Below are 24707 nucleotides of genomic sequence, written 5' to 3' on the forward strand. Positions count from 1 at the left end.
GGCCGGCACCTCCATCGATGTTGCGGTTGCCGGCCAGCGGCCGGCACTACCAGGGCCTGGCCTCAACGCACGTCGCGCAGTTCCCAATGGTGGCCTGCCAGCAGGCGCAGGCGCTGCTTGAACACGTCACTGTCGATGCGGGTGGTGGCCACCAGGTTGATGCGCAGGTCCTTCTGCTCGCCGGTCACGGTGGCATCCGGGTCGGTCACGCCCCACTGCGGTTCCACCGCGTCCGGGTCAGGCTGCTTGGCCTTCCAGCGCTCGAACAGGCTGCCATTGCGCAGCGCATCCTGCAGTTCTTCGGCGAAACCGGCGGCGCCCTGCGAATGGAAGGACAGGTCAGGGTCATTGCCGCGGGCCTTGGACGGGTCGGGCAGGCTGATGTGGTACTGCGCAGGCATGGAGTTCTCCTTGAAGTGCGGGAAGACTGGCATAACCGCGGTGGAATCGATGTGCAGATCCGCGCCGCGTCGGGGCCTCACTCGAACCGATGCGGCCCATCGGCGAAGCCCACGGTGACTGCGCCCTTGCCGACGTTGACCATGCCGGTCAGGCTCATCACCGATTCGTACACGGTCACGCCATGGGTGGCGCAGACCTCTTTCAGCTGTGCATAGCCGGGCAGGGTGCGCAGCTCTTCCAGCTCACCGCCGTAGCTGACGCACACCGTCGGTGTCATCAGCCCGGCGCGTACGCGCTGGCCAACTACCGCGAACAACTTCTGCACGGCGTTGTCGAAGCCCTTGATCTTGGCCACCGGTCCGGTCTCGCCGCGGTAACCGTGCAGCACCGGCTTGATGTCCAGCGCACTGCCCAATGCGGCGCTGAGCAGGCCGACACTGCGGTCGCCCTTGTGCCGCGCACGCGCGCGCATGTAGTACAGGTCGCGGGTGACCATGTAGCCGTGCACGTTGCTGGCCAGCTCCTCCAGCCGCTCGCGGATCTGCTGCACGCTGGCGTTGCTGTCGCGCAGGCGCACCGCTTCCACTGCGGTCACCGCCTGCGCGGCGAACAGGTTCTGGGTGTCGAGCACGCGCAGCGCGAACGGCGAGTTGTAACCCGCTGCCTGCCGCACCGGCTTGTAGTCGTTGAGGATGGCGAAGCTGGCCTGCAGCGCGTTGTCATGGATCGGGCTGCGGGTCTTGGTGATGGTCATGCAGAACACGTGGTCGTAATCGATCACCAGCTGCTGCAGGAACAGGTCGCGGATCTGGTTGACGCTGAAGGGGATGGTTTCCGCTTCAGCACCGTGTTCGGCCACGTGCGCGTGCAGGAAGCTCAGTGTGGCCTGTTCATCGCGATGATCGGCCAGCACCGCTTCGCCGATGCGTACGGTGATCGGCAGCAGCACGATGTTGTGGGTGGCGATGAAGTCCGGCGGCAGGTCGCAGGCCGAGTCGACGACGATTCCGATGCGCATCCGCGGCTCCCCCTCCAGGGCGGTTGTAGGTTCGGAAACGTGAAATCTATCTCAAATCCCAGCCAGGCGCGCGAGGGAAACGCGCCACGCCCTGTTCAGCGACTGCGCTGCACCGCCACCGGCAGGGTGGCCAGGCGCAGCCATTCGGGCTGCCGCAGCAGGTCAGGATCGGCCAGAACGGCAGCCATCAGCGGGTGCGCGTCGTTGCCCCAGAACAGCTCCTCATCGATAGCCAGGGTCGGCACACCGAACACCCCGGCACCAATTGCGGCCTCGGTGTTACGGCGCAGCTGCTCCTTCACCGCCGGGTCGGCGATGGCGCTGGCGACATCGTCAATACCCAGCTGTGCGGCCGGTTCGCGCAGGGCGTCAGGGCTGTCGGCCGCGTTGCCGTCGCGCCAGATCCAGTCGAACAGGACGTCCACCGCCTGCACGCTGGCACCGGCGGCCAGGCACAGGCGCAGGGCGGGCAGCGGGTTGAACGGATGGCCGGGCGGGAATCGCAGCGGTGTGCCCTCGGCCTGCGCGGTCCACAACAGCTGGCGGTAGATGAAGCGGCGCTTGGCCGGAATCTCGGCCGGCCCTAGGTTGCCCAGGTGATGCAGCACCGCACCGAAGGCAATTGGCACGATCTGGATCTGCGCGAACTGCGGCAGCTGCTTCAGCTTCTGCCAGTGCAGGTAGGAGTAGGGCGAGATGAGGTCGAAGTACCAGCGCAGTGTCGCCATCGGTGTGTCCTCGTGTGCGGTCAGGGCTGCGCGTTGCGCTGCAGGTAGCGGTCACGCAGTTCGGTCTGGCGTGAGCGCATCGGCATCGCACGGCCGCCCAGCCAGACCTGCTCGGCATAGTGCGCCACGTCCAGCGGATCGCCCTCCCACAGCACCAGGTCGGCGCGCTTGCCGGGTTCGATGCTGCCGATCTGGTCGGCCACCCCGAACGCCTGTGCAGGCACCCGGGTCAGCCCAGCCAGGCCATCGATCCACGGCAGGCCGTTGGCCACCGCGTTGCCGGCCAGCTGGCGCATCTTGCGCGCGTTGTGGGTGGCGTCGCCGCGCTGCACGAACGACACCGGCACGCCGGCACGCTGCAGGCGCGCGGCGTTTTCCAGGGTGGCGCCGATCTGGTCGAAGCTGGCCGGCAGGTTGGCCAGCACGTCAACGAACACCGGCACCTGTGCGGCGGCCAGCTCCGGCGCGACCTGCCAGGCTTCGCTGGCACCGGCGATGGCGATCTTCACCTTTTCGCGGGTGGCCCAGCGCAGCAGCTGGCGGATATCGGCGGCGCGATCCACCTCCACCACGATGCGGCCCTGGCCGGCCAGGTAGCGACTGAGCGTGCGGCGTCCGGCTGGCGTCAGCAGCGCGTGCGGCGAGTCCGCAGCCACCTGTCCGCGTGCTTCGTCGATCATCTGCTGCAACAGCATCCATTGCGCGGCGCGCGAATGCCCGGTCAGTTCGGAGGCTGCCGCGCCGATGCGCAGGAACAGGGCACGCGGGCCGATCGGATCGGTGCTGCCATCGAGCCGCATCACGCCGCCCTGGCCGGCCACGAAACCACCGCCGGTGGCAGCGCCCAGCGCGGTGAAGCCGATGCCTTCCAGGCGCGTGACCGGAATCAGCACTGAGGCCGGGTTGTAGGCGAGGGTGACGTCGAATTCCGGCCGCAGTGGCTGCTCACCGAGCTTCAGCGAACTGTCCACCGTGCTCGATTCACCGGAAACTTCTTCGATACCGGTCTCGGTGATGCCACCGAACAGTGCCGGTGTCAGGGGACGGCCATTGGCCTCGACCACGCTGGCGCCGGCCGGCGCCGACAGGCCGTTGCCCACCGCGCGGATGATGCCGCCCTGCACCAGCACATCGGCGTTCTGCAGGCTGCCACGCGTGCTGGCCGTATGCACGGTCGCGTTGCGCACCAGCAGGTCCTGCGCCGAGGCTGCGGTTGTCATCAACAACAGCGCAACCAAGGTAGCGCCGGGCCATGCCCGGCGACGCTTGTTCAACACGCCCATCAGCGCACCTCCTGGCCAAGCTGGAAATCGGAACGCGGCGTCGCTGCCGGTGCACTGCGGTCGTACAACCTGCGGCCATCAATGAAGACCTGCTCGGCCAGCGCGTACGAGCTGAAGGGATTGCCGTTCCAGACCACCACATCGGCCATCTTGCCGGCCTCCAGGGTGCCGGTCTGGCCTTCAATGCCCAGCGCCTTGGCGGCGTTGGCGGTCATCCAGGTGATGGCGTGTTCGGGCGTGATCTCCGGCATGCGCGCGCGGCGCGCGGACGCCATCACCTTGGCCGCTTCCTGGTTCAGGCGCTGGATGCCTTCGGGTGAGTCGGAGTGGACGATGGCGCAGCTGTTCTTCGGCCGGTCGACCAGCGCGATGTTCTCCGGGATGCCGTCGAAGGCTTCCATCTTGAAGCCCCACCAGTCGGCCCACAGCGCACCGCAGACGCCGTCGGCGGCCAGCCGGTCGGCCAGCTTGTAGGCCTCCACGCCGTGGTGGAAGGCGGCTACCTTGAAGCCGAATTCCTTGGCCAGATCGAGCATGGTGGCCATCTCGTCGGCGCGGTAGCAGTGGATGTGCACGCGGATGTCGCCTTCGATCGCACCGGCCAGCGTGTCCAGCTTGAGATCGCGCTTGCCGCCGGCATCACCGGCGCTGTCGCCCTTGTCGCTGCCGAACCAACCCTTGCGCTTGGCCGGCTTCGGCTTGTTCTTGGCGATGTAGTCGGCGGCATCGATGAAGGCGGCGCGGTAGCCGGCCACGTTGCCCATGCGCGTGGCTGGGGTCACGCCCTTGCCTTCGCCATAGACCCGCTTGGGGTTCTCGCCGCAGGCCATTTTCAGGCCCCAGGGTGCACCGGGGAACTTCATCGCCTGGTAGGTCACCGCGGGTACGTTCTTGAGGGTCACGCCGCGGCCACCCACCAGGTTGGCCGAGCCCGGCAGCACCTGCATGCTGGTCACACCGCCGGCCAGTGCGGTGGCGAAGCCCGGGTCCTGCGGCCACACCGAGTGCTCGGCCCAGACGTTGGCGGTGACCGGTGCGGTCATCTCGTTGCCGTCGCTGTGCGCGCCGACGCCGGGGCTGGGGTACACGCCCAGGTGCGAGTGCACGTCGATCAGGCCAGGGGTGACCCACTTGCCCTGCGCATCGATGCGGGTGACACCGGCATCGGCCTGCAGCTGGCGGCCAACGGCGACGATGCGGCCCTCGCGCAGCAGCACGTCGGCATTGTCCAGGCGCTGGCCGGTGCCGGTCAGCACGGTGGCGTTCTGGATCAGCACCGGCGCATCGGGATGCGCCTGGTAGGTGCTGGGGTAGGGATCGGCGACGAAGCGCGAGGCGCCCACCGCCGGAGCCGTGCTCAATGAAAGCAGTGCCAGGGCTACCCCGGCGCGCAACAACGTCGATGCCATGCAGTTCCCCTTGCAGCTGGTCCAACCGTCGACGCTAGCCCGGAGGCGGCGGGCTTGCCAAGTGACCTTCTTCACAGGCCTGTCGACGGTGGCTCGACGGCACCGGCCGGGTGGCTGAAAATACCCGGTCCCCCGCCGTACCGGACTGCCCATGAAGAGCAAGCAGGAAATCGTCGACAACTGGCTGCCGCGCTATACCGGCGTACCGCTGGACCAGTTCGGCCAGCACATTCTGCTGACCAACTTCGGCGGCTACCTGCATACGTTCTCCGAGCTGACCGGCGCGCCGGTCATCGGCCTGGACCGGCCGATGGCCAGTGCCACCATCGATGGCATCACCATGATCAACTTCGGCATGGGCAGTCCCAATGCCGCGATCATCATGGACCTGCTGTCGGCGGTGATGCCCAAGGCGGTGCTGTTCCTGGGCAAGTGCGGTGGTCTCAAGCGCAAGAACCAGCTGGGCGACCTGGTGCTGCCGATCGCGGCGATCCGCGGCGAGGGTACCTCGGGCGACTACCTGCCGCCGGAAGTACCGGCGCTGCCGGCCTTCGCGCTGCAGCGTGCGGTTTCGACCATGATCCGCGACCTCGGCCACGATTACTGGACCGGCACCGTCTACACCACCAACCGCCGGGTCTGGGAGCACGACGAGGCCTTCAAGGAGCGGCTGCGGGCGATGCGCTGCATGGCCATCGACATGGAAACGGCCACGGTGTTCGCCGCCGGCTTCGCCAACCACATCCCCAGCGGCGCGCTGCTGCTGGTTTCGGACCAGCCGATGATTCCGGACGGGGTCAAGACCGAGGCCTCCGATGCCAAGGTCAGCTCCCAGTTCGTGGAAAACCATATCCAGATCGGCATCGAGGCGCTTAAGCTTATCCGGCGCAACGGCAAGTCGGTCCGCCACCTGCGCTTCGACGAATGATGATGAAGGCCGGGCGCGGGGCGTCCGGGCCTGGGAGTAGGTAATGGACGTTGCCGCGCAAGTGGTGGAATTCTGGAAGGAGGCGGGCCCTGCGAAGTGGTTCGCCCGCGACGACGCGTTCGACGCGCAGTTCCGCCAGTTGTTTCTGGATGAGCATTTCGCCGCCGCTTCGCGCGGGCGCGAGCATTGGCTGGGCAGTGCCGAAGGGGCGCTGGCCCTGATGCTGCTGCTGGACCAGTTCCCGCGCAACTGCTTCAGGGGCACTGCCCATTCCTACGCCACCGATGGCCTGGCCCGGCATTACGCCATGCGTGCCATCGAGGAGGGCCTGGACCTGCAGCTGGTGCCGAAGCTGCGCGCCTTCATCTACCTGCCGTTCGAGCACTCCGAGGATCCGCTGGACCAGGACCGCTCGGTGGCGATGTTCGACGTGCTGGGTGACAAGGAATACCTGCAGTACGCCGAACTGCACCGCGACATCATCCGCCGTTTCGGGCGCTTCCCGCATCGCAACGCCGTGCTGGGCCGCATCCCCACGCCGGAAGAACTGGATTACCTGGCCGAAGGCGGGTTCGCCGGCTAAGAAAAAGGGGACGGAGGGAATTAAGTCGTTTTTGCCACAAACGACTTAATTCCCTCCGTCCCCTTTTTCAGTGCCGATCAGTACTTCGGCACGCCGTTGTCGACGTCTTCCGACCAGGCGTTGATGCCGCCGGTGACGTTGAACACCTTGGTGAAGCCCAGGGCGCGGAACTGCTCGGCGGCCTGCGCGCTGCGGCCACCGTGGTGGCACATGAAGGCCAGTGCGGTGTCCTTCGGCAGGGCTTCCAGCGCGGCGCGGCCGTTGCCGTCGAAGCTCTTGAACGGTACGCCGACGGCTGCGATGGCGCGCTCGTCGGCCGGGCGCACGTCCACCAGGGTGATGTTGCCGGCACGCACCAGGTCGTCGGCGTCGCGCACGCTGATTTCCTGTACCGGCTTGGGCGCATTCGGGTTGTCGATCGCCAGGCCCTTGCCGCGGATGTCGTCCACCCAGTCGATGGTGATGCCGTTGGCGCGACGCGCGCTGGCCAGGTCGAACTGCACGCGCAGGCCGTTGGACTCGGCGGCAATCGCGCCTTCGTCGTGCGGGGCCAGCTGGAAGTTCGGCTGGAAACCGGCGTCGATGGACAGCTGCAGGGCAGCGCCCGGAGCATCGGCCAGCGCGCCCTTGAGCATTTCCACGGCGGCAGGAGTGACGGTGATGCTCGGCGGGGTACGGTCCGGCGCAGCCAGGCCCAGCACGCTGCTCAGCTCGCCGCTGGCGGCCATCTGCAGCACGATGTCGCTGCCGCCGACCAGTTCGCCGTCGATGTACAGCTGCGGGATGGTCGGCCAGTCGCCGTAGGCCTTGATGCCTTCACGGATTTCCTGGTCGGCCAGCACGTTGACGTGGGCGAACTCGACGCCGAGGTCCTGCAGGGCGCCCACGGCCTTGGCCGAGAAACCGCACTGCGGCATCGACGGCTGGCCCTTCATGAACAGCACGACGCGGTTGGCGTTGAGGATGGATTCGATGCGCGAACGCAGGGCGGGATCGAGGGACATGGACGTCGGGTTTCCGGGAATTCGAATCATCAATTCTAACCCCCATGGCATCATGGGGGATGAGCAACGCAGGAACATTGCATCGCATCCCGGCCCGCCCCTGGCGCTGGCTGCCCTGGCTGGTGGCGTCGCAGCTGGTCGTGATCCTGGTCTGGGCCCTGGACGGCTGGCAGTGGGGTCTGCCGCTGATGGTGGCCAGCCACGCATTGTTCATGGTGCCGGTGTTCCTGCCCAACAGCCGCTTCTATGCGCCGGTGCTGAGCCGACTGCCGGAGGCCGGCAACACGGTATGGCTGACGATCGATGACGGTCCTGGCCCGGAAACCCGCGCCGTGCTCGACCTGCTGGACCGCCACCAGGCACGCGCCACCTTCTTCCTGGTGGGGGAACGTGCGCTGGCACAGCCGGAACTGGTGCAGGAGATCCTGCGCCGTGGCCATGACCTGGGCAATCACAGCCACAGCCATCCGCAGGCGCGCTTCTGGCGGCTGGGCCCGGTGGCGATGCGCGCCGAGATCGAGGGCTGCCAGCATGCCCTGCAGGCGGTAAGCGGCCAGCCGGTGCGCTGGTACCGCTCGGTGGTGGGCATGACCAATCCGTTCGTGGCGCCGGTGCTGCAGCGGTTGGGGCTGGTCCGGGTAGGCTGGAGCGCGCGCGGCTACGACGGCGTCGGCTGCACGCCGGACGGCGTGCTGGCACGGTTGCTGCCGGATCTGCGCCCGGGCGCGATCGTGCTGCTGCACGAAGGTGCCGCCCATGGGCATAACCTGGTGATCATCGAGCGCGTGCTGCAGGCGCTGCACGAGCGCGGGCTGAAGGCGCAGCTGCCGGCCGGATAACCGGTAGCGCCGGGCCACGCCCGGCGAGCGCAGCGGCATGGATGGAATCCGCCGGGCATGGCCCCGCGCTACCGGATGCGGTGCGCCACCAGCAGCCAGCTGTTGAACGGGGTACGCCCGTGCAGCGGCCGGGGCGACGTCACCTGCAATCCGGCCTCGATCAATGTCGCCTGCAACACCTGCGGATCGGGATAGTGGCGCGGTCGTGTGCCCATCCAGCCGATCAGCCAGGCCAGCCGGTCGGCGACCCGCGTGGTGCGGTCGCGGCCATCCCCGGTGGCCAGCGGTGTACGCAGCAACAGGCAGCCGCCGTGGGCCACCTGTGCGCTGGCCGCGCGCAGCAGGGCCTGCTGTGGGCCCGCGTCCAGATACTGAAGCACGTCCAGCAGCAGGACGTGCCCGGCCTGCGCCGGCAGCGGCGCCTGCACATCCACGCAGTCGAAGCGCACGTCCTGCAGGTCGGCGGCAGCACGTTGCGCGCGGGTGATCTTGCCGGCATCCACGTCCACGCCCAGGTAATGCTGGGTACCGCCGCGCTGGCGCAGCACATGGGCGAACAGGCCCAGCCCGCAGCCCAGGTCCAGCACAGGCTGCCCATCGTCAGGCAGATGCTGCAGCACGCCGTCGTACAGCGGATCGCTGCCGAGCTTGCCGCGGGTGTAGTAGTAGTCGCGGCGGCTGCCCCAGGCCTGCGCTGGCCGGAATGCTTCTGCGATCAAGCGGGCCTGCGGGGCGGTCAGGGGCGTGCAGGGCAGGGGCGGGCCGTTCCGTGGCGTGCCGTCCATCGCCTCAGTCCGTGCCGCCAAGCAGATGCGCGGCCACCGGCAGAGCGCGCGCGCTCCACAGCGCATACATCCGCGCTGAAGGATGCAGGCCGTCCTCGGCAATCATCGTCGGGTCTTCGCCCTGCGCGCGGCTGATATCGGTGATGTCGACGAAGGCCACGCCCTGCTGGGTGCTGATCACCTCGGCAGCCGCATTGAATTCGTCGGTCTCGATCTCGATCGCGGCCAGGTCGCGGCCACTGCCGGCGCCGAACGGGGTCGCACCCCAATCGGGGAAGGACAGCACCAGCACGCGGCCGGCATCACCGCCAGCGAAACCGATGGCCCGCTGCAGCAGCGCCTGGAACTGGCTGCGGTATTCGTCCAGCGGACGCCCGCGGTACTGGTTGTTGACGCCGATCAGCAGGCTGACGAAATCGAACGGCCCCTGCGGCGCGGCCGCATCGATGCCCGCATCGAGTTCGTCGGTGGTCCAGCCGGTAGTCGCAATGGTCTGCGGATCGGACAGCTCAGTGCCCTGTGCACGCAGCGCGGCAGCCAACTGGTGCGGCCAGCGGCCTTCGACTGCAACCGCTTCACCGATGGTGTACGAATCGCCCAGCGCCAGGTAGGACAGGGTCACAGGTCAGGCCACCGAACGGCGCGGCTTCAGCGGCACGACCTTGGTCGCGTCCTCGGCACGGCGGGCCAGGGCACGGTCAATGCGCGCGAATACATCGCGCATCACCGAGGCTTCCGGCATCAGGGTCACGCGGAAATGGTGGCGGTAGGGCACGTTGAAGCTCGAGCCCGGCACCACCAGCACGCCCTCGTTGTTCATCAGGTCCAGCGCGAAGTTGTGGTCGTCGAAGCCCTTTGCCGCAGCGCCTACCACGGCCGGGAACGCGTACAGCGCACCGGAGGGAGCGACCAGCGACAGGTGCTCGCTGGCTTCGCAGGCTTCGATCACCGCACGGCGGGTTTCGTACAGGCGGCCGCCCGGCGTGCACAGCTCGGAAATGGTGTCCGGGCCGTTCACCGCGGCCTCGATGGCGTACTGGCCCGGCACGTTGGCGCACAGGCGCAGCGCACCGAGCAGGTCCAGCGCCGCGCGGAAGTCACCCAGGCGGGCATCGTCGCCGCTGAGGTGGGCCCAGCCCACGCGCCAGCCGCAGGCGCGGTGCACCTTGCTCAGGCCGCTGAAGGTCAGGCACGGATGATCACCGGCCAGCGGCGCGACCGGCTGGAACACCGCGTCGTCGTACAGGATCTGGTCGTAGATCTCATCAACCAGCAACAGCAGGTTGTGGCGGCGCGCGATCTCGACCACGCGCTCCAGCAGTTCGCGCGGGTAGCTTGCGCCGCTGGGGTTGTTCGGGTTGATCAGCACGATGGCGCGGGTGCGCGAGGACACCAGTGTCTCGATCTCGCTCGGGTCCGGCTGGAAGCCGTTCTCCGGTGCGCAGCGGTAGTACACCGGGCGGCCATCGTTGAGGATGGTCGAGGCCGACCACAGCGGGTAGTCGGGCGAGGGCACCAGCACTTCGTCGCCGGGATTGAGCAGCGCACGCAGCGACAGGTCGATCAGTTCGCTGACGCCATTGCCGAGGAAGACGCGGTCCGGGTGCGCATCGGGCGCGCCACGGCGGGCGTAGTAGCTGGCGATGGCTTCACGCGCGACCGGCAGGCCCTGCTGGTGCGTGTAGGGGTCGGTGCGGCCCATGTCGTCGGCGATCGCACGCTGAAGGTGCTCCGGCGCGCGGAAACCGAAGGCGCCGGGATTGCCGATGTTGAGCTTGATCAGCTTGCGGCCCTGCGCCTCCAGCTCCCGGGCTCGCCGCGCCAGTTCTCCGCGGATTTCGTAGCGCACTTCGGAAAGGCGCTCGCGGATGGCCAGGGGCTTGGGCGAGTTGGTGGACATGGGAGCTGGGCCGTCAAAAGGCATGGGGCTTCCATCCTACCGGAATTGCTGCAATGCATGGCAAGGGCTCCGGGCCCGTCATTGCTGGGCTGGCAGGGCGCCGGCACAGGTAGAATGGCGGCGATGACCCAGACCCCCGATTTCATCGCCCTGCAGACCATTGGCTGGCCCTGGCCGGGCCCGGCGCAGCAGGCCGACTGGCAGGCCGCGATGGCCGCACATCCGCAGGCCCGCCCGGCACGGGTGATCGAACAGCACCGCACCCACTACGTGGTGGCCGATGGCCCGGATGCGTCGATCAAGGCCGAGTCCCTGCCGGAATGGCAGCGCCCGCGCTTCCCCAGCCATGAACGGCCAGCGGTGGGTGACTGGGTGCTGCTCGATGGCATCCGCATCGTCGCCCTGCTGCCGCGGCGTACCGCGATCAAGCGCGGTGCGGCCGGCGAGCATTACCACCAGCAAGTGATCGCCGCCAACATCGATACGGTGTTCATCGTCTGTGGCCTGGATGCCGACTTCAATCCGCGCCGCATCGAACGCTACCTGCTGCTGGTCGGTGGTGGCGGTGCAGAGCCGGTGGTGGTGCTGACCAAGGCCGACCAGACCGAGTACAGCGAAGACGCACTGGCGGTGCTGGAAGAGCTGGAGATGCAGGGCATCGCGCTGCATGCGATCAACGGCCTGGATGCCGACAGCGTGGCGGTGCTGCAGCCGTGGCTGGGCCCGGGCCGCACGGTGGTGCTGGTCGGTTCCTCCGGTGCCGGCAAGTCCACGCTGACCAACACTCTGCTCGGCGAGCAGCGGATGAAGACCAACGCAGTGCGCGCCAACGATTCGCGTGGACGCCACACCACCACGCACCGCGCGCTGATGCCGCTGCCGACCGGCGCCTGCCTGATCGACACCCCCGGCATGCGCGAGCTGAAGCCGACCGGCGAAGAGACCCTGTCCGAGGGTGGGTTCGCGGACATCGAAGCGCTGGCCGCACAGTGCCGTTTCAACGACTGCAAGCACCAGCAGGAACCGGGCTGTGCCGTGCGTGCAGCGATCGAGGCCGGCGAGATCGAAGAGAGCCGGCTGCTGAACTACTTCAAGCTGAAGGAAGAAGTGGCCGCCGCTGCCGCCAAGCTGGCAGTACGCCAGGCCGAGACCGCGCAGGAACGCGGTGGCAAGAAGGGCAAGGGCCAGCAGTTCCGCCCGGCAGGCAAGCCGCGCAGGCGTTGATCGGTATCGCGGGGTCGGATCCCATTGCACCGCAATGGGCTCTGCCCCCTGCAATGAACCTGCGTCTGCCTGCTTCGGGTGGGTGCCAACTGCCCGCTCCTGGTAGGTGCCAACCTTGGTTGGCACGGATGTATCCGAAGTCCGCCTTCGGCGGATGCCAACCAAGGTTGGCAGCTACCCGATCCATTGCACCTACCAACGCGCGGGCAGGGCGCTATAGTCCGCGCATGGAACCGACTGCGACGCTGGACCGTGACGTGGCCCACCATGCAGCGCTCGATGCGCGCCTGGTCGAGGCCGTGGGAGGCATCCGCCTGCTGGGCCTGACCAGCTGGCCGGCGACGCTGCAGGCACCGTTCCTGGCCAGCGTGGCACGCGGCCAGCCGGTACTGCCGAAGGTGGACTACCCGAAGCTGGATTTCAGCGAGGAACGTCGTGCGCTGGCCGCGATTGCCGCCGACTGCGACGACAGCCATCCACTGGGTCACTACGTGCGGCAGTCAGCGCAGAGCTGGGACCTGGCCGCACAGCTGCTGGAAGGGCTGGGCACTGCTGCAGTCGATACCTGTTCGGTGCAGCTGTTCGGCGCCCCCGAGCAGCCGTTGCCGGGCAATGGCCCGAGTACGCGTGAGGCTGCACGCCACTTCATCCAGATCGCCGCCGAACTGGACCACGAACTGCTGGCGCCGGAAGAACAGGTGCCGGTCTCGGCCATCGCGCTGCAACTGCAGCTGCAGAACGATCTGGACGCGTTCTTCGAATCGCGCATCATCCAGGTGCAGCTCGACCCGGAGCTGGTGTCCAAGGCCGCCGCCGGCCCGACCCGCATCCGCCTGCGCACCAGTGCACGCTTCAGCGCCTACGACCGCGCGCAGCTGTTCCACCATGAAGCGCTGGTGCATTCACTGACCGCCCTGAACGGCCGCGAGCAGCCGGTGCTGCCGAGCCTGGCACTGTCCTCGCCGCGGGTGACGGCAACCCAGGAAGGGCTGGCCACCTTCGCCGAGCAGATCACCGGCAGCATCGACATCGAGCGCCTCAAGCGCATCAGCCTGCGTACCGAAGCGATTGCGATGGCCCGCGAAGGTGCTGATTTCATCGAAGTGTTCCGCTATTTCTGCGATGCCGGGCAGAACGCGGAAGAGAGTTTCGCTTCGGCGCAGCGCGTGTTCCGTGGCGTGCCGCCCAGTGGCGGCCTGGCCTTCACCAAGGACACGGTGTACCTGCGCGGCCTGGTGTCGGTGCACACCTTCTTCCGCCACATGCTGGCCGAGGACCGCCTGCAGGTCTGCCGCTGGTTGTTTGCCGGCAAGATGAGCCTGACCGATGCGATCGCGTTCGCGCCGTTGTTCGATGCGGGGGTGCTGAAGCCGCCGCGTTGGCTGCCGCACTGGGTGAGCCGGGCGAATGGCCTGGCCGGGATGCTGGCGTTCTCGCTGTTCGCCAACCGGATACGGATGGACCAGCTGGCGCCGGAATGAAATGCGTTGGCGGACCCGCCAGCGCCTGCCTGCTATCGGTGGGGAGGAGGCGGGACACCCTGGCCAGGACACGCAAAAGCCCCTCCATGGTGCTCGATGGCGCCATCCATGGCGCCAACGGTCCTGACCAAGGTGCCCCGCCTCCTCCAGACAGTTTCCTGCGGGCGCGGCAGCAGGCCCACCAGAGGGATTGCGCTTGAAAAGCAAAGAGCCGGGCAATGCCCGGCTCTTTGCTTTTGCTTTTCATTGCCTCCGCGCCGGCGCAGGAAATTGTCGAGCGTGGTGGGACGGGCCGAGGCAGGACCGTGAGGCGCATGGATGCGCCGACCGAGCCTACAGGGACGTACTTGCGGCGTGTCCTGCCTCGGCCCGTCCCACCTCGCCCCGCTGCGGTACTGATGCGCCGCAGCGCCCGCTTCTGACTTAGAACTCCGCCGCCACCGTCATGAACAACTGCCGCGGCGCGCTCGCGTGGATCGCATAGCGCTTGCCCTCCGGATCGGTCGGTGCGAACGAGCTCAGCTGGCCGGCGTAGCGCTTGTTGGTCAGGTTGGTCGCGTTCAACGACACCCGCACGTTGCGCAGGCCCAGGCCCGGGCCGAAGTCGTAGCCCGCACCGGCGTCGAAGGTGGTCACGCCCGGCACCGACTGGTCGTTGGTGTAGGTGTAGTAACGTTTGCCGGTGTACTTGGCACGCAGGCTGGCGAAGAAGCCATCGCGGTTCCAGCTGATCTCACTGGACGCCATGCGCTGCGGCGTATCCACGGTGATCTTGCCGGCTACCGGTACCACCGCGCCGCCGGACAGGTAGTCGTCCTCGTAGGTGGTCTTGTTCCAGGACAGCGCGTTGTACCACTGCAGGCCGTCGATCGGCTTGAGGATGAAGGTCAGCTCCGCGCCGTGGCTCTTCACCGAACCGACGTTGATGAAGCGGGTCACGCACTCCGGACGTGTGCCGACTTCGATGCTCGAGCACGGGTTCAGCGACAGCAGGCGGTTGTCGAACTTCACGTTGTAGGCAGCGATCGACGCCTGGTACTTCTCACCGAAAGTACGGAAACCGGCTTCCAGGCTCTTCGACTTCTCGGGCTCCAGGCCGACGCTGGCCGCGAACGATTCCGGCGACACCTGCAGCGGGCCGCCGCTGCCACCGCCGACGAAGGCAGCGATGTTTTCGGCATACGAGGCGAACAGCTCGTTGTTGGCGTTGAGCTTGAAGCCCAGGCCCAGCTGCGGCAGCACCGATTCCTTGGCAGTCAGCGTGCCCGAGGCGATGCTGGTTTCCACACCCGGGTTGGCGGTGGCGCGCATGCGGGTGTTCGGGCTCTTGATGCCGACGTCCACGGTCAGGCGCTGGTCGAGGAAGCGCATGCGGTCCTGTACGTAGAACTGGCGCGTGCGGATGTCGAAGTCCTGGTTGAACAGCAGGCGGTCCGGGTTCTTCAAGTACAGGTCGTCCAGGAACGGACCGCTGATGTAGTAGAAGTTGCGCGAGACGTTATGGTCGTTCTGCTCGTACCACAGGCCGGCTTCCAGCTCGTGGATACCGACCGTCCACGACAGTGCGGCGGTCAGGCCATCGCGGTTGATCGTGTAGTTGGTGCTGCGGATCGAGATCGGCAACATCTTGTCGGTGCCAGGGTAGGACGGCTGGCCCGGTGCCCACCAGTGGCCCTGGCCACGGTTGTCGTGGTGATAGGCCAGCAGCTTCAGGCGACCCTGCTCGCCCAGACGCAGGTCGGCATCCACCGAGTACAGGTTGTCGTCACGCAGTGCACGGCTCTGGTAGTACGCATCGTCGATGCTGTTGACGCCACCGCTGAACTTGCACTTGCTGCGGTCCAGCGTGCCCGGTGCGCAGTATGCGGCGGCGACGGCGCGATCCCAGTCCGGCGCGTAGATGTTCCAGTCATAGCCCAGGCCACGGGCCAGCATGTCCTTGGACAGGTAGGCGTAGTTGGCCTGGCTGGCGCGCGAGGTGGCCACGAACGCACCGAAACGATGGTCGCCCACGTTCCACACCGCCTTGGCGTTGAACTGGCGGGTGGTCTGGTTCTGGTACGGCGCAGCCCACATGTCCTGGTCCTGGTGCACGCCGGACACATAGGCCGAGAAGCCGTTGATGTCGCCGGTATCCACGCGCAGGTAGCCACGGCGCTGGCTGTTGTCGCCAACGGTGACGCTGGCGCGACCGCCGAATTCGGTGGACGGGTCCATCGAGAAGTACTGGATGGTGCCGCCCAGGTTGCTGGTCGAGGCCACGCCCAGCGAACCGATGCCCTGCGACAGCTCGGCGCCGGCCAGGTTCTCGGCGATGATCGCGCGGGCGATGCTCAGGCCGTTGTAGTTGCCGTAGCTGTTGTCGCCCAGCGGGATGCCGTCCAGCGTGTAGCCCAGGCGGCTCTTGTCGAAGCCACGCAGGCTGATGGTCTGCGATTCCTCGTTGGCACCGAAGGCGTCGTTGGACTGCACCGACACGCCCGGCAGGCGATCGAGGATCTTCTGGCCGCTGGTGCCCGGCGGCAGCACCTGCTTGTCGACGGCGGTGATGCGCTGCACTTGGCGGGTCTCGCCCTGGCCGATCACGGAGACGGTATCCAGCGTCTGCGCGCTCAGCGTGGCATCGGTGCTGGCGCCGGCATCGGCGGCGGTGGCGGCATGGGCGCTGGCGGCGGCGGAGAGCGCGATCGCCACGGCGATCGTCAGGTGTCGGGTCTGCATGGTGGTCCGTTGCATTGGGGGTGGTCACCGGCACGCGTGCGCGGTGCATGGCCACTATGCGAACGGAACATGAAACCTTCTTTACGGAAAACCAACGAACGATGCAGGGCAGTGGTGTGCGTCCTGCAACCTGTTCGTCATGGTGGTATGCCGGAGAGAATCAGAAGCGCTCACCGGGCCACCTGAATTTGAGCTGGTCCATGCAGTCACGATCATGTTCGGAGAATGAGAACCCGATCTGGATGCCGTTCAGTACCGTGCCGAACACCGTCGACTCGTCCAGACTATGCCCTGACGGGACGGAAAGGACGTTGAAGTCGGGGTAGCGACGACCCATCTGCTTTCGCGAGATGCAGGCGCCGCCCAGCGACAGCGTAATGCCTTTGATGATTCGCCCCGACGCGTCGGTGTGGATCTGGCCAGAAGGCCCCTTGATCCTTCCGGCGACCACGAATGGCGCCAGATCGATGGTGGCGCTGTCGCCCCGGCCCCTTCCTGCTTCCGAACGCGAGCCGGCCGGAGCCAGGGGGGACAGCTGCGCGACAAGGTCAGAGCGTGCCAGTTGCAAGGACCAGCGCTCCACGAGCCGCCAGGTTGCGTCCGCCTCTTCTGCAGTGGCAGCGGGTGGGGTTGCCGCCAGTGGCGTGGTGGCGACCGCAACAAGCGCAATCAGCATTGCACGCATGCCAACCTCCTTGATCCGCGATGTCAGCCGTTCGTCCATTGGGCACGGCAAGCGCTGGCAGGTATAGCACCGGTTCTGCCGATGCATCGGGAAGTGCGTCTCAGAAATGCAGAAACAAAAAGGGGCCGGATCCCCCTCGCGAACGAAGGTTCACCGGCCCCGCGCACTCCGTGGGGGAGGCGATCCACGCGCTGCGTGGAGACGGGCTCAACCCATGTACAGGCCACCGTTGACCGGATAATCGGCGCCGGTCACGTACGAGGCTTCGTCCGAGGCCAGCCATGCGCACAGGCCGGCCACTTCTTCCGGACGGCCCAGGCGTCGCACCGGCACCGAGGCGGCCAGCCGGTCCAGCACGTCCGGCGGGAAGCTGCTGATCGCCTGGCTGGCGATGTAGCCCGGCGACAGCGTGTTGACGGTGACCCCGCGTGAGGCCACTTCGGCGGCCAGCGCACGGCTGAAACCATGCATCGCGGCCTTGGCGGTGGCGTAGTTCACCTGGCCGATCTGGCCCTTGTGGGCGCTGACCGAACCGATGTTGATGATGCGGCCCCAGCCCCGCGTGGCCATACCGTCGACCACCTGCTTGGTGAGGTTGAACAGCGCATTGAGGTTGGAGGCGATCACCGCGTTCCAGTCCTCCACCGTCATCTGCCGGAACAGCAGGTCGCGACTGCCACCGGAGTTGTTGACCAGCACGTCCACTTCACCGACTTCGGCGCGGACCTTGGCAAACGCCGCGCTGGTCGAGGCCCAGTCGGTCGCGTTGCCTTCGGAGGCGATGAAGTCGAAGCCCTGTTCGCGCTGCTCGCGCAGCCAGTTGGCCTTGCGCGGTGAGTTCGGCGCGCAACCGGCGACCACGGTGTGGCCGCTGCGGGCCAGGCTCTGGCAGATGGCAGTACCGACACTGCCCATGCCGCTGGTGACGTAAGCGATTCGAAGCGTCATTGCAGAAGGCTCCTTGATAAGGGGTCAGGCCGCGAGCGGGTACAGGCCGAACAGCAGGCTGCCGACCATCAGCAGCATCGAGATGGCGATGGCCCACTTCAGGGTGAACTTCTGGTGGTCGGCGAACTCGACCTTGGCCAGGCCCACCAGCAGGTAGGTGGACGGCACCAGCGGGCTGAGCAGGTGCACCGGCTGACCGGCCAGCGAGGCGCGCGCCATTTCCACCGGGGTGATGCCGTAGTTGCCGGCGGCTTCGGACAGGATCGGCAGCACGCCGAAGTAGAACGCGTCGTTGGACATGAAGAAGGTGAACGGCATCGACGCCACCGCCGTGATCACCGCCAGGTACGGGCCCCACGATTCCGGGATCACCGCCAGGAAGCTGTGCGACATCGCTTCGACCATGCCAGTGTTGTTGAGGATGCCGGTGAAGATGCCTGCGGCGAAGATCAGCGACACCACCGACAGCACGTTGCCGGCGTGGTTGACCACGCGGCGGCGCTGTTCGGCCAGGTTCGGGTAGTTGATCACCAGGGCGATGGCGAAGCCGACCATGAACAGCACCGGCATCGGCAGCACGCCGATGATCAGCGCCGTCATCAGCGCCACGGTCAGGGCCAGGTTGACCCACAGCAGCTTCGGACGCTTGATGTCCTCGGCGTCTTCCACGGTCGGCAGCGCATTGCTGTCGTCGGACACGCTGTTGTCCATCCAGCTGCCACCCTTGGGCAGGGTCACCACGCCCAGGCGACGGCGTTCCTTCAGGCCCAGGTACCAGGCCAGCAGCAGCACGCCGGCACAGGCGATCACCATCGACGGGATCAGCGGCACGAACACATCGGCCGGGTCCACGTGCAGCGCGGTGGCCGCGCGGGCGGTCGGGCCGCCCCACGGGGTCAGGTTCATCACGCCGCCGGCGAGGATGGTCACGCAGGTCATGTTCAGCGCGTTCATGCCCAGCCGCTGGTACAACGGCAGCATCGCCGAGACGGTGATCATGTAGGTGGTCGAGCCATCACCGTCCAGCGAGATCAGCATCGCCAGCACCGCGGTGCCGAGCACGATCTTCATCGGATCGCCCTTCACGAAGCGCAGGATCACCCGCACCAGTGGATCGAACAGGCCGGCGTCGATCATCACCCCGAAGTAGAGGATGGCGAACATCAGCATCACGCCGGTCGGCGCGATCTTCTTGATGCCCTCCAGCATCATCTCGTCGATGTTGGCGCCGAAGCCGCCGATCAGCGCGAACAGGATGGGGATGGTGATCAGGGCGACGAGCGGCGACAGGCGTTTGCTCATGATCAAGTACATGAACGTAATGACCATGCCAAAGCCGAGGATGCTCAGCATCATCTGCGGACTCCTTGCGAAAACAGGACGTGGGGGAGTGGAAGGGGCCCGGGCGGCATGCCCGGAATATCAGGTCTAGAAGTCGTACTGCAGGCGGCCGGTGACCGCACGCGTGCGGTCCACCGTGATCCCGGCGAGGCGGTCGCGGTTGCGGCTTTCGATCACGTTGAGCATGAAGCGCAGGTTGTCGCGCAGGTACCAGTTGCCACCCAGCGTCCACGCTTCGGTGCTGCCGCGGCGCAGGTCCGGTGCACCATCGAGGTGCTGTGCGCCCCACATCTGGTCGTAGCGCAGCGCCACTTCGAAGGCACCGGCCTTGTGCCGGATGTCCTTCACCCGCGCGAAGCGGCCGGTCTTGCGGTCGTAGGCGCGGCTTTCGCCGGTGACGAACCAGCTGAGCATGCCGTAGGCGGCCATTACGTCGCCGCGCTGCGCGCCGTCATCGAAGGTGGCGCCACTGAACTCGCCCTGCCACGACAGCGGGCCGCGCACCTGCGCGTATTCCAGCGACCACTTGTTGACATCGGTATCGCGGCCGGCGGAGAAGTCGACCAGGGTCAGGCGGCTCTCGTCGGACAGGTGGCCGGCCGGGCGCGGGCGGATGCGCAGGCCAGGCACGCCATTGGCGCCGGGGTTGTCGTAGGCCTCACGGGCCAGCGACAGGCCCAGGTGCAGCACGTCGCCATCGCTGGGCGAGGGCGCCCAGGTGACGCGGCCACCGGCGGCACGGCCCTTCACCTGCCAGGCGTCGATGCTTTCCAGGCTGTAGATGCTGGCCGCCCAGGTGAAGTCACCGGGGTTGGCCTGCCACGACGCACCCAGGCGGTACAGCGGCGCCAGCGTGGTGCCGGCGTTGCCGCGCTCCAGGAAGCTGCCGTAGTTGGAGCTGGTGCGGTCATCCAGCGAGAAGTACTGCTTGAACTGGCCCACGGTCAGCTTGCCGGCCTTGCCGAAGCTGCGTGCCAGGTACACGTCCTTGGCCTCGACGCGGTCGCCGGAGAAATCGGCTTCCAGCTTGTAGTCGACCACGAAGAACTTGCCGGACACGTCCAGCCAGGCGCGACGGATCTCGGTGTCGTCCTTGTTCGGCGTACCGCGGTTGTCGTTGTCGAAGGTGGCGAAGTCCAGGTGCAGGCGGCCTCCGAGCGAGGCCGTGACCGGACGGTCGTCTTCGGCGGCAAAGGCCGGCGCCGACAGGGCAGCCAGCGCCATCATGGCGGCAGGGCGCCGCCAGGCAAACGTGAATTCCACAAACCCTCCCAGGTGCGCGCCAGGCGCGCGGCAATCGTGGGCACCGGACGGTGCGCGGCCGCAGTCTGGGTCGGGCAAGCTGTCATCGTCCTGTCAACAGATTGTGCGGTGCAGCGTAAAACCGGCCGCTGCGCTCACTGGGCCACGCCCGGCAAGCGCGGCGGCGGCATGCGGTAGCATTCGTTTCCCCTCCCACCCGTGTGCCCATGCGCCTGCTGCTGGTCGAAGACAACCCGGATCTGGCCGATGCGATCATCCGTCGCATGCGTCGCAGCGGCCACGCCGTGGACTGGCAGGCCGATGGCCTGGCCGCCGCCAGCGTGCTGCGCTACCAGAGCTTCGACCTGGTGGTGCTGGATATCGGCCTGCCCAAGCTCGATGGCCTGCGCGTGCTGGCCGGCATGCGCGAGCGCGGCGACAGCACACCGGTGCTGATGCTGACCGCGCGCGACGGCATCGAAGACCGTGTGCAGGCGCTGGACGTCGGCGCCGACGATTACCTGGGCAAGCCGTTCGATTTCCGCGAGTTCGAAGCGCGCTGCCGCGTGCTGCTGCGACGCGCGCGCGGCCAGGCCAGCGAAGTGGTGCAGATCGGTGGCTTCCAGTTCGACAATGCCGCGCACCGGGTCAGCCTCGACGGCGAACCGATCGAACTGCCGAACCGCGAGTACCGGCTGCTGGAGATCCTGGTCGGCCGCCTCGGCCAGGTGGTCGGCAAGGATGAGATAGGCAACGGGCTGTTCGGCTTCGATGACGAGGCCGGCCCGAATGCCATCGAGCTGTATGTGGGGCGCCTGAGAAAGAAGCTGGCAGGTGCACCGCTGCGCATCACCACGGTGCGCGGCGTTGGCTACCTGCTGGAAGCCAGTGATGACAGCGCCGACGCCGATGGCTGACGCGCGTACCGCGAACGCCGCACCGGGCTCGCTGCGGCGCACGCTGCTGCTCTACCTCGGCGCGTTGCTGGCGGTGTTCGCGGTGGCTCTGCTGTTTGCCGCGCGCGGCTATGGCCAGCGCGCCGCCAACCGTTCCTACGATCACCTGTTGGTGTCCTCGGCGTTGTCCATTGCCGATTCGGTGGCCCTGGTCGATGGCCAATGGCAGGTCGATCTGCCCTATGCGGCGCTGGACCTGCTGGCGATGGCCCCGGAAGACCGCGTGTTCTATCGGGTCGCCGACAGCCGTGGCAACCTGATCACCGGCTATGGCGACCTGCCGGCGCCGCCGCGCCGGCCCGGCACGCAACCGCAGTTGTTCGATGCCGCCTACAGCGGCGAGACCGTGCGCTTCGTGGTGGTCGGCCGCAGTTTCGCCGCCGCCTCGGCGCAGGGCGAAGTACAGGTGCAGGTCGGCCAGACCCGGCGTGCGCGTGAAGCGGTCGCGCAGGACATGGTCAACCGCGCACTGCTGGCGATCGGTGTGCTGTCCGGCCTGCTGCTGGCGCTGGTGGCCTTTGGCGTGCATCGCGCATTCCGGCCATTGGTGCGGGTGGAACGCGAGCTGTCACGCCGCGAGCCCTCTGACCTGAAGCCGCTGGATGCCCGTGTACCGCGCGAGATGGACCAGATGGTGGCGGCGTTGAACCGCTTCATGGAACGGCTGTCCAGCAGCAACGAGACGCTGCGCGCGTTCATGGCCGAGGCCGCGCACCAGATGCGCACGCCGTTAGCGGCATTGCGTGCGCAGGCACAGCTGGCGTTGGATGACGACGATCCCGAAGACATGCGGCGCAGCCTGCAGGCGATCGAGCGCAACGCCACCCACATGAGCCGGTTGTTGAATCAGTTGCTCAGCGATGCCAGCGTGATCCATCGTTCGCATCTGCAGCGCTTTGCTGCAGTGGATCTGGCCGAGACCGTGCACCAGGCCCTGCATGAAGCGCTGCCGCAGGCCGGCCCGGCGCCGCGCGTGCAGCTGGCGATGACTGCCGAGCCGGTACAGGTGCATGGCGATGCGCTGCTGCTGCGCGAGGCGATCAAGAACCTGGTCGACAATGCACTCAAGTACGGCGGCGACGGTCCGTTGCAGATCGCATTGACCGTGGAAGGCGGGCAGGCCGTGCTGACCATCGCCGACCACGGTGCCGGCATTGCCGCCGCCGATGCCGAACGCGTGTTCGAGCGCTTCGCCCGTGGCGAGGGCGCGCCGTCCGGCGGCGCCGGGCTGGGCCTGGCCATCGTCAAGCGCGTGGTCGACAGCCATGGCGGCCGCATCGATCTCAGCAACCGTCCGCAGGGTGGTTTGATCGCTACCATCCGCCTGCCCCGGAGCAGTTCATGATCCGCCTGTTCGCCACCGCCGTTGCCCTGCTGTTGGCCCTGCCGGTGCTGGCCGCGCCCGGCGATGTGCGCCGTTTTCCCGCACAGGCAAAGACCACGGCGCAGCTGCGCATCCACGGCACCACCGACATCGAAGTGTTCGCGGTGGTCATCGCCGACTACCAGCGGCTGCACCCGGGCACCGAAGTGGTGTACGAGGACATCATCACCCAGGACCTGTACGCGCGGTACCTGCACGACCGCGGCGGACCGGCATCGCCGGACCTGCTGATCTCCAGTGGCATGGACCTGCAGACCAAGCTGGTCAACGATGGTCATGCACTGCCGCACCGCTCCGCTCAGACCACCGCGCTGCCGGCCTGGGCGCAGTGGCGCAACGAGGCATTCGGCATCAGCTACGAGCCGGTGGTGATGGTCTACAACACCCGTGCACTGCCGTCGGCGAAGGTGCCGCACACGCGCCGGCAACTGCTGGACCGGTTGCGCGCCGAAGGCGCACCGCTGCGCGGCAGGGTCGGCACCTATGACATCGAACGCAGCAGCGTCGGCTACCTGCTGTCAACGCAGGATGCGCAGCGTGGCAGCATCGCCGGTGCGCTGCTGGGCGCGCTGGGCGACAACGACGTGGTGCGCGAGGAGCGCACCGGCGTGCTACTGGACAAGGTGGCCAGCGGACAGCTGTCGCTGGTCTACAACGTGCTCGGCTCTTACGCGCAGGCGCGCATCGACGCGGGTGCTCCGCTGGCGATTGTGGAGCCTGAGGACTACACGCTGGTGGTACTGCGTACCGCGGTGATTCCACGCACCGGCCCACACCCGGAAGAAGCCCGGCGCTTCCTCGACTACCTGTTGTCGCCGCGTGGCCAGCAGGTGCTGTCACGCGAGGCACGGCTGATGCCGATCGTCACCGGCAGCGCACGTGGCGACGATGCGCCCGGCCGCAGCCGCCGCCCGATCCAGCTGGGTCCGGGCCTGCTGGTGTACCTGGATGCACTCAAGCGCCGCCAGTTCCTCGATGCCTGGCGCAGCAGCGTGGAGCCGGCAGGGCGCTGAGGCGACGGCCTGCCCGTACAATGGCGGCATGAGCGAATACACCATCCTGATCGCCGATGACCACCCGCTGCTGCGTTCGGCGGTGGTGCAGTCATTGCGGCAGAGCCTGCCGCTGGCGCAGGTGCGCGAGGTCGCCAGCGCCGAGGCATTGGCCGAAGCCCTCGACGCGCACCCGGACGTGGACCTGGTGCTGCTCGACCTGACCATGCCCGGCGCGCACGGCTTTTCCGCGCTGCTGCACGTGCGCGGCTCGCATCCGGACATCCCGGTGGTGATCCTCTCGTCCAACGACCATCCCCGTGTGATCCGCCGCGCGCAGCAGTTCGGTGCTGCCGGTTTCATTCCGAAGTCGGCCCCGGCCGAGACCATTGGCGAGGCCGTGCAGGCGGTGCTCGATGGTGGACTGTGGTTCCCGGCGATGGCCGCCGAGCGCTCGGAGGCCGATGCCCTGCTGGCCAGCCGCCTGGCCCAGCTGACCCCGCAGCAGTTCCGCGTGTTGCTGTGCCTGGCCGATGGCCTGCTCAACAAGCAGATCGCCTATACGCTGGGATTGGCCGAGAACACGGTGAAGGTGCATGTCACCGCGATCCTGAAGAAACTCGAGTGCCATAGCCGCACGCAGGCGGCGGTGCTGGTGAAGGCGCTGGAGCCCGAGGGCGACGCCGGCATCGGGTTGTAGTTTCCAGCCAACGGCGCAGCCCCTCGTGGGTGGACACGTAGAGCAGTTCATGGGTGAGGCCGGGCAGGTGGACTGCGCAGGGGCCGCTGCAAGTACGTCCATGTAAGCTCGGTCGCCGCATCCATGCGGCTCACGCCCCTGCGCAGCCCACCTG

Annotated in this window: 23 protein-coding genes; 9 read left to right on the forward strand and 14 right to left on the reverse strand. The window is 67.4% G+C overall.

Features of this window, described 5'->3' with window-relative positions; all coding sequences use genetic code 11:
* Positions 1-62 precede the first annotated feature (62 nt).
* The 5 genes from ABE423_RS16625 to ABE423_RS16645 form a co-directional block, all read right to left on the reverse strand.
* Positions 63-401: a hypothetical protein gene (locus tag ABE423_RS16625; RefSeq protein ID WP_032129876.1), complete on the reverse strand. Its 339-nt coding sequence runs from the start codon at positions 399-401 to the stop codon at positions 63-65.
* 77 nt (positions 402-478) lie between these two features.
* Positions 479-1420 (reverse strand): DegV family protein, encoded by a 942-nt coding sequence (locus ABE423_RS16630; RefSeq protein WP_032129875.1) that lies wholly within the window; start codon positions 1418-1420, stop codon positions 479-481.
* A 95-nt stretch (positions 1421-1515) separates the two neighbouring features.
* On the reverse strand, positions 1516-2148 hold the full coding sequence (locus ABE423_RS16635) for a 2-hydroxychromene-2-carboxylate isomerase (protein ID WP_253143914.1): 633 nt from the start codon (positions 2146-2148) through the stop codon (positions 1516-1518).
* A gap of 20 nt (positions 2149-2168) precedes the next feature.
* Entirely contained in the window at positions 2169-3431 is a 1263-nt protein-coding gene (locus ABE423_RS16640; protein ID WP_253143916.1) for an amidohydrolase family protein, read from the reverse strand.
* A complete protein-coding gene (locus ABE423_RS16645; RefSeq protein ID WP_049462465.1) occupies positions 3431-4840 on the reverse strand; it encodes an amidohydrolase in 1410 nt (469 codons plus the stop codon). Before ABE423_RS16645 ends, ABE423_RS16640 begins: the two co-directional genes overlap by 1 nt.
* A gap of 151 nt (positions 4841-4991) precedes the next feature.
* Between ABE423_RS16645 and ABE423_RS16650 the strand changes: the two genes are divergently transcribed.
* Together ABE423_RS16650 and ABE423_RS16655 are read left to right on the forward strand one after the other, a co-directional pair.
* The gene (locus tag ABE423_RS16650; protein WP_005414446.1) at positions 4992-5768 is read left to right on the forward strand and encodes an AMP nucleosidase; all 777 of its coding nucleotides are present in this window, start codon (positions 4992-4994) and stop codon (positions 5766-5768) included.
* A 43-nt stretch (positions 5769-5811) separates the two neighbouring features.
* Positions 5812-6351 carry a DUF924 family protein gene (locus ABE423_RS16655; protein WP_006384394.1) on the forward strand — a complete coding sequence of 180 codons (540 nt, stop codon included), beginning with the start codon at positions 5812-5814 and terminating at the stop codon, positions 6349-6351.
* A 77-nt stretch (positions 6352-6428) separates the two neighbouring features.
* On the opposite strand, the gene grxD is transcribed toward ABE423_RS16655, so the two are convergent.
* On the reverse strand, positions 6429-7355 hold the full coding sequence (gene grxD, locus ABE423_RS16660; protein WP_049421809.1) for a Grx4 family monothiol glutaredoxin: 927 nt from the start codon (positions 7353-7355) through the stop codon (positions 6429-6431).
* Positions 7356-7414: 59 nt separating this feature from the next.
* On the opposite strand from grxD, the gene ABE423_RS16665 reads away from it, so the two are divergent.
* Positions 7415-8194 carry a polysaccharide deacetylase family protein gene (locus tag ABE423_RS16665; RefSeq protein WP_253143919.1) on the forward strand — a complete coding sequence of 260 codons (780 nt, stop codon included), beginning with the start codon at positions 7415-7417 and terminating at the stop codon, positions 8192-8194.
* Between the two features lie 68 nt (positions 8195-8262).
* Here ABE423_RS16665 and ABE423_RS16670 read toward each other — a convergent pair whose 3' ends face one another.
* Genes ABE423_RS16670 through ABE423_RS16680 form a run of 3 tightly spaced genes read right to left on the reverse strand, consistent with a single transcriptional unit; the run spans position 8263 to position 10879 of the window.
* Positions 8263-8979 carry a class I SAM-dependent methyltransferase gene (locus tag ABE423_RS16670; protein WP_049400245.1) on the reverse strand — a complete coding sequence of 239 codons (717 nt, stop codon included), beginning with the start codon at positions 8977-8979 and terminating at the stop codon, positions 8263-8265.
* Between the two features lie 4 nt (positions 8980-8983).
* A complete protein-coding gene (locus ABE423_RS16675; RefSeq protein ID WP_071229632.1) occupies positions 8984-9601 on the reverse strand; it encodes an SGNH/GDSL hydrolase family protein in 618 nt (205 codons plus the stop codon).
* A gap of 3 nt (positions 9602-9604) precedes the next feature.
* Positions 9605-10879 (reverse strand): pyridoxal phosphate-dependent aminotransferase, encoded by a 1275-nt coding sequence (locus ABE423_RS16680; RefSeq protein WP_125895589.1) that lies wholly within the window; start codon positions 10877-10879, stop codon positions 9605-9607.
* Between the two features lie 114 nt (positions 10880-10993).
* On the opposite strand from ABE423_RS16680, the gene rsgA reads away from it, so the two are divergent.
* Positions 10994-12103 carry a ribosome small subunit-dependent GTPase A gene (gene rsgA / locus ABE423_RS16685; RefSeq protein WP_032129866.1) on the forward strand — a complete coding sequence of 370 codons (1110 nt, stop codon included), beginning with the start codon at positions 10994-10996 and terminating at the stop codon, positions 12101-12103.
* Between the two features lie 227 nt (positions 12104-12330).
* Positions 12331-13584 carry a flavohemoglobin expression-modulating QEGLA motif protein gene (locus tag ABE423_RS16690; RefSeq protein ID WP_346486807.1) on the forward strand — a complete coding sequence of 418 codons (1254 nt, stop codon included), beginning with the start codon at positions 12331-12333 and terminating at the stop codon, positions 13582-13584.
* A gap of 423 nt (positions 13585-14007) precedes the next feature.
* Here ABE423_RS16690 and ABE423_RS16695 read toward each other — a convergent pair whose 3' ends face one another.
* From ABE423_RS16695 to ABE423_RS16715, 5 genes are all read right to left on the reverse strand, one after another.
* Positions 14008-16305 (reverse strand): TonB-dependent receptor, encoded by a 2298-nt coding sequence (locus ABE423_RS16695; protein WP_346486809.1) that lies wholly within the window; start codon positions 16303-16305, stop codon positions 14008-14010.
* Between the two features lie 160 nt (positions 16306-16465).
* Positions 16466-16990, reverse strand: coding sequence for a hypothetical protein (locus ABE423_RS16700; RefSeq protein ID WP_346486811.1), 525 nt, complete (start codon positions 16988-16990; stop codon positions 16466-16468).
* A gap of 207 nt (positions 16991-17197) precedes the next feature.
* Complete coding sequence (gene phbB, locus ABE423_RS16705; protein WP_005419193.1) at positions 17198-17938, reverse strand: acetoacetyl-CoA reductase; 741 nt, start codon at positions 17936-17938, stop codon at positions 17198-17200.
* Positions 17939-17962: 24 nt separating this feature from the next.
* Positions 17963-19291: a CitMHS family transporter gene (locus tag ABE423_RS16710; RefSeq protein WP_125895106.1), complete on the reverse strand. Its 1329-nt coding sequence runs from the start codon at positions 19289-19291 to the stop codon at positions 17963-17965.
* A 75-nt stretch (positions 19292-19366) separates the two neighbouring features.
* The gene (locus ABE423_RS16715) at positions 19367-20506 is read right to left on the reverse strand and encodes a porin (RefSeq protein WP_125895108.1); all 1140 of its coding nucleotides are present in this window, start codon (positions 20504-20506) and stop codon (positions 19367-19369) included.
* Positions 20507-20748: 242 nt separating this feature from the next.
* On the opposite strand from ABE423_RS16715, the gene ABE423_RS16720 reads away from it, so the two are divergent.
* Genes ABE423_RS16720 through ABE423_RS16735 form a run of 4 tightly spaced genes read left to right on the forward strand, consistent with a single transcriptional unit; the run spans position 20749 to position 24553 of the window.
* A complete protein-coding gene (locus tag ABE423_RS16720) occupies positions 20749-21438 on the forward strand; it encodes a response regulator transcription factor (RefSeq protein ID WP_049463657.1) in 690 nt (229 codons plus the stop codon).
* The gene (locus tag ABE423_RS16725) at positions 21431-22822 is read left to right on the forward strand and encodes a sensor histidine kinase (RefSeq protein WP_049421788.1); all 1392 of its coding nucleotides are present in this window, start codon (positions 21431-21433) and stop codon (positions 22820-22822) included. The genes ABE423_RS16720 and ABE423_RS16725 overlap by 8 nt, the downstream gene beginning before the upstream one ends.
* On the forward strand, positions 22819-23874 hold the full coding sequence (locus ABE423_RS16730) for an ABC transporter substrate-binding protein (RefSeq protein ID WP_346486813.1): 1056 nt from the start codon (positions 22819-22821) through the stop codon (positions 23872-23874). Before ABE423_RS16725 ends, ABE423_RS16730 begins: the two co-directional genes overlap by 4 nt.
* Before the next feature lie 28 nt (positions 23875-23902).
* Complete coding sequence (locus tag ABE423_RS16735) at positions 23903-24553, forward strand: response regulator transcription factor (protein ID WP_005414428.1); 651 nt, start codon at positions 23903-23905, stop codon at positions 24551-24553.
* The last annotated feature ends 154 nt before the right edge of the window (positions 24554-24707 follow it).

The organism is Stenotrophomonas sp. TWI1409, from assembly GCF_039673015.1.
Classification (GTDB): domain Bacteria; phylum Pseudomonadota; class Gammaproteobacteria; order Xanthomonadales; family Xanthomonadaceae; genus Stenotrophomonas; species Stenotrophomonas maltophilia_A.

Coding starts and splice junctions, on each gene's coding strand:
- ABE423_RS16625 (WP_032129876.1), bottom strand. CDS start 401: ATGCCTGCGCAGTACCACATCAGCCTGCCCGACCCGTCCAAGGCCCGC.
- ABE423_RS16630 (WP_032129875.1), bottom strand. CDS start 1,420: ATGCGCATCGGAATCGTCGTCGACTCGGCCTGCGACCTGCCGCCGGAC.
- ABE423_RS16635 (WP_253143914.1), bottom strand. CDS start 2,148: ATGGCGACACTGCGCTGGTACTTCGACCTCATCTCGCCCTACTCCTAC.
- ABE423_RS16640 (WP_253143916.1), bottom strand. CDS start 3,431: ATGGGCGTGTTGAACAAGCGTCGCCGGGCATGGCCCGGCGCTACCTTG.
- ABE423_RS16645 (WP_049462465.1), bottom strand. CDS start 4,840: ATGGCATCGACGTTGTTGCGCGCCGGGGTAGCCCTGGCACTGCTTTCA.
- ABE423_RS16650 (WP_005414446.1), top strand. CDS start 4,992: ATGAAGAGCAAGCAGGAAATCGTCGACAACTGGCTGCCGCGCTATACC.
- ABE423_RS16655 (WP_006384394.1), top strand. CDS start 5,812: ATGGACGTTGCCGCGCAAGTGGTGGAATTCTGGAAGGAGGCGGGCCCT.
- grxD (WP_049421809.1), bottom strand. CDS start 7,355: ATGTCCCTCGATCCCGCCCTGCGTTCGCGCATCGAATCCATCCTCAAC.
- ABE423_RS16665 (WP_253143919.1), top strand. CDS start 7,415: ATGAGCAACGCAGGAACATTGCATCGCATCCCGGCCCGCCCCTGGCGC.
- ABE423_RS16670 (WP_049400245.1), bottom strand. CDS start 8,979: ATGGACGGCACGCCACGGAACGGCCCGCCCCTGCCCTGCACGCCCCTG.
- ABE423_RS16680 (WP_125895589.1), bottom strand. CDS start 10,879: ATGTCCACCAACTCGCCCAAGCCCCTGGCCATCCGCGAGCGCCTTTCC.
- rsgA (WP_032129866.1), top strand. CDS start 10,994: ATGGCGGCGATGACCCAGACCCCCGATTTCATCGCCCTGCAGACCATT.
- ABE423_RS16690 (WP_346486807.1), top strand. CDS start 12,331: ATGGAACCGACTGCGACGCTGGACCGTGACGTGGCCCACCATGCAGCG.
- ABE423_RS16695 (WP_346486809.1), bottom strand. CDS start 16,305: ATGCAGACCCGACACCTGACGATCGCCGTGGCGATCGCGCTCTCCGCC.
- ABE423_RS16700 (WP_346486811.1), bottom strand. CDS start 16,990: ATGCGTGCAATGCTGATTGCGCTTGTTGCGGTCGCCACCACGCCACTG.
- phbB (WP_005419193.1), bottom strand. CDS start 17,938: ATGACGCTTCGAATCGCTTACGTCACCAGCGGCATGGGCAGTGTCGGT.
- ABE423_RS16710 (WP_125895106.1), bottom strand. CDS start 19,291: ATGCTGAGCATCCTCGGCTTTGGCATGGTCATTACGTTCATGTACTTG.
- ABE423_RS16715 (WP_125895108.1), bottom strand. CDS start 20,506: ATGATGGCGCTGGCTGCCCTGTCGGCGCCGGCCTTTGCCGCCGAAGAC.
- ABE423_RS16720 (WP_049463657.1), top strand. CDS start 20,749: ATGCGCCTGCTGCTGGTCGAAGACAACCCGGATCTGGCCGATGCGATC.
- ABE423_RS16725 (WP_049421788.1), top strand. CDS start 21,431: ATGGCTGACGCGCGTACCGCGAACGCCGCACCGGGCTCGCTGCGGCGC.
- ABE423_RS16730 (WP_346486813.1), top strand. CDS start 22,819: ATGATCCGCCTGTTCGCCACCGCCGTTGCCCTGCTGTTGGCCCTGCCG.
- ABE423_RS16735 (WP_005414428.1), top strand. CDS start 23,903: ATGAGCGAATACACCATCCTGATCGCCGATGACCACCCGCTGCTGCGT.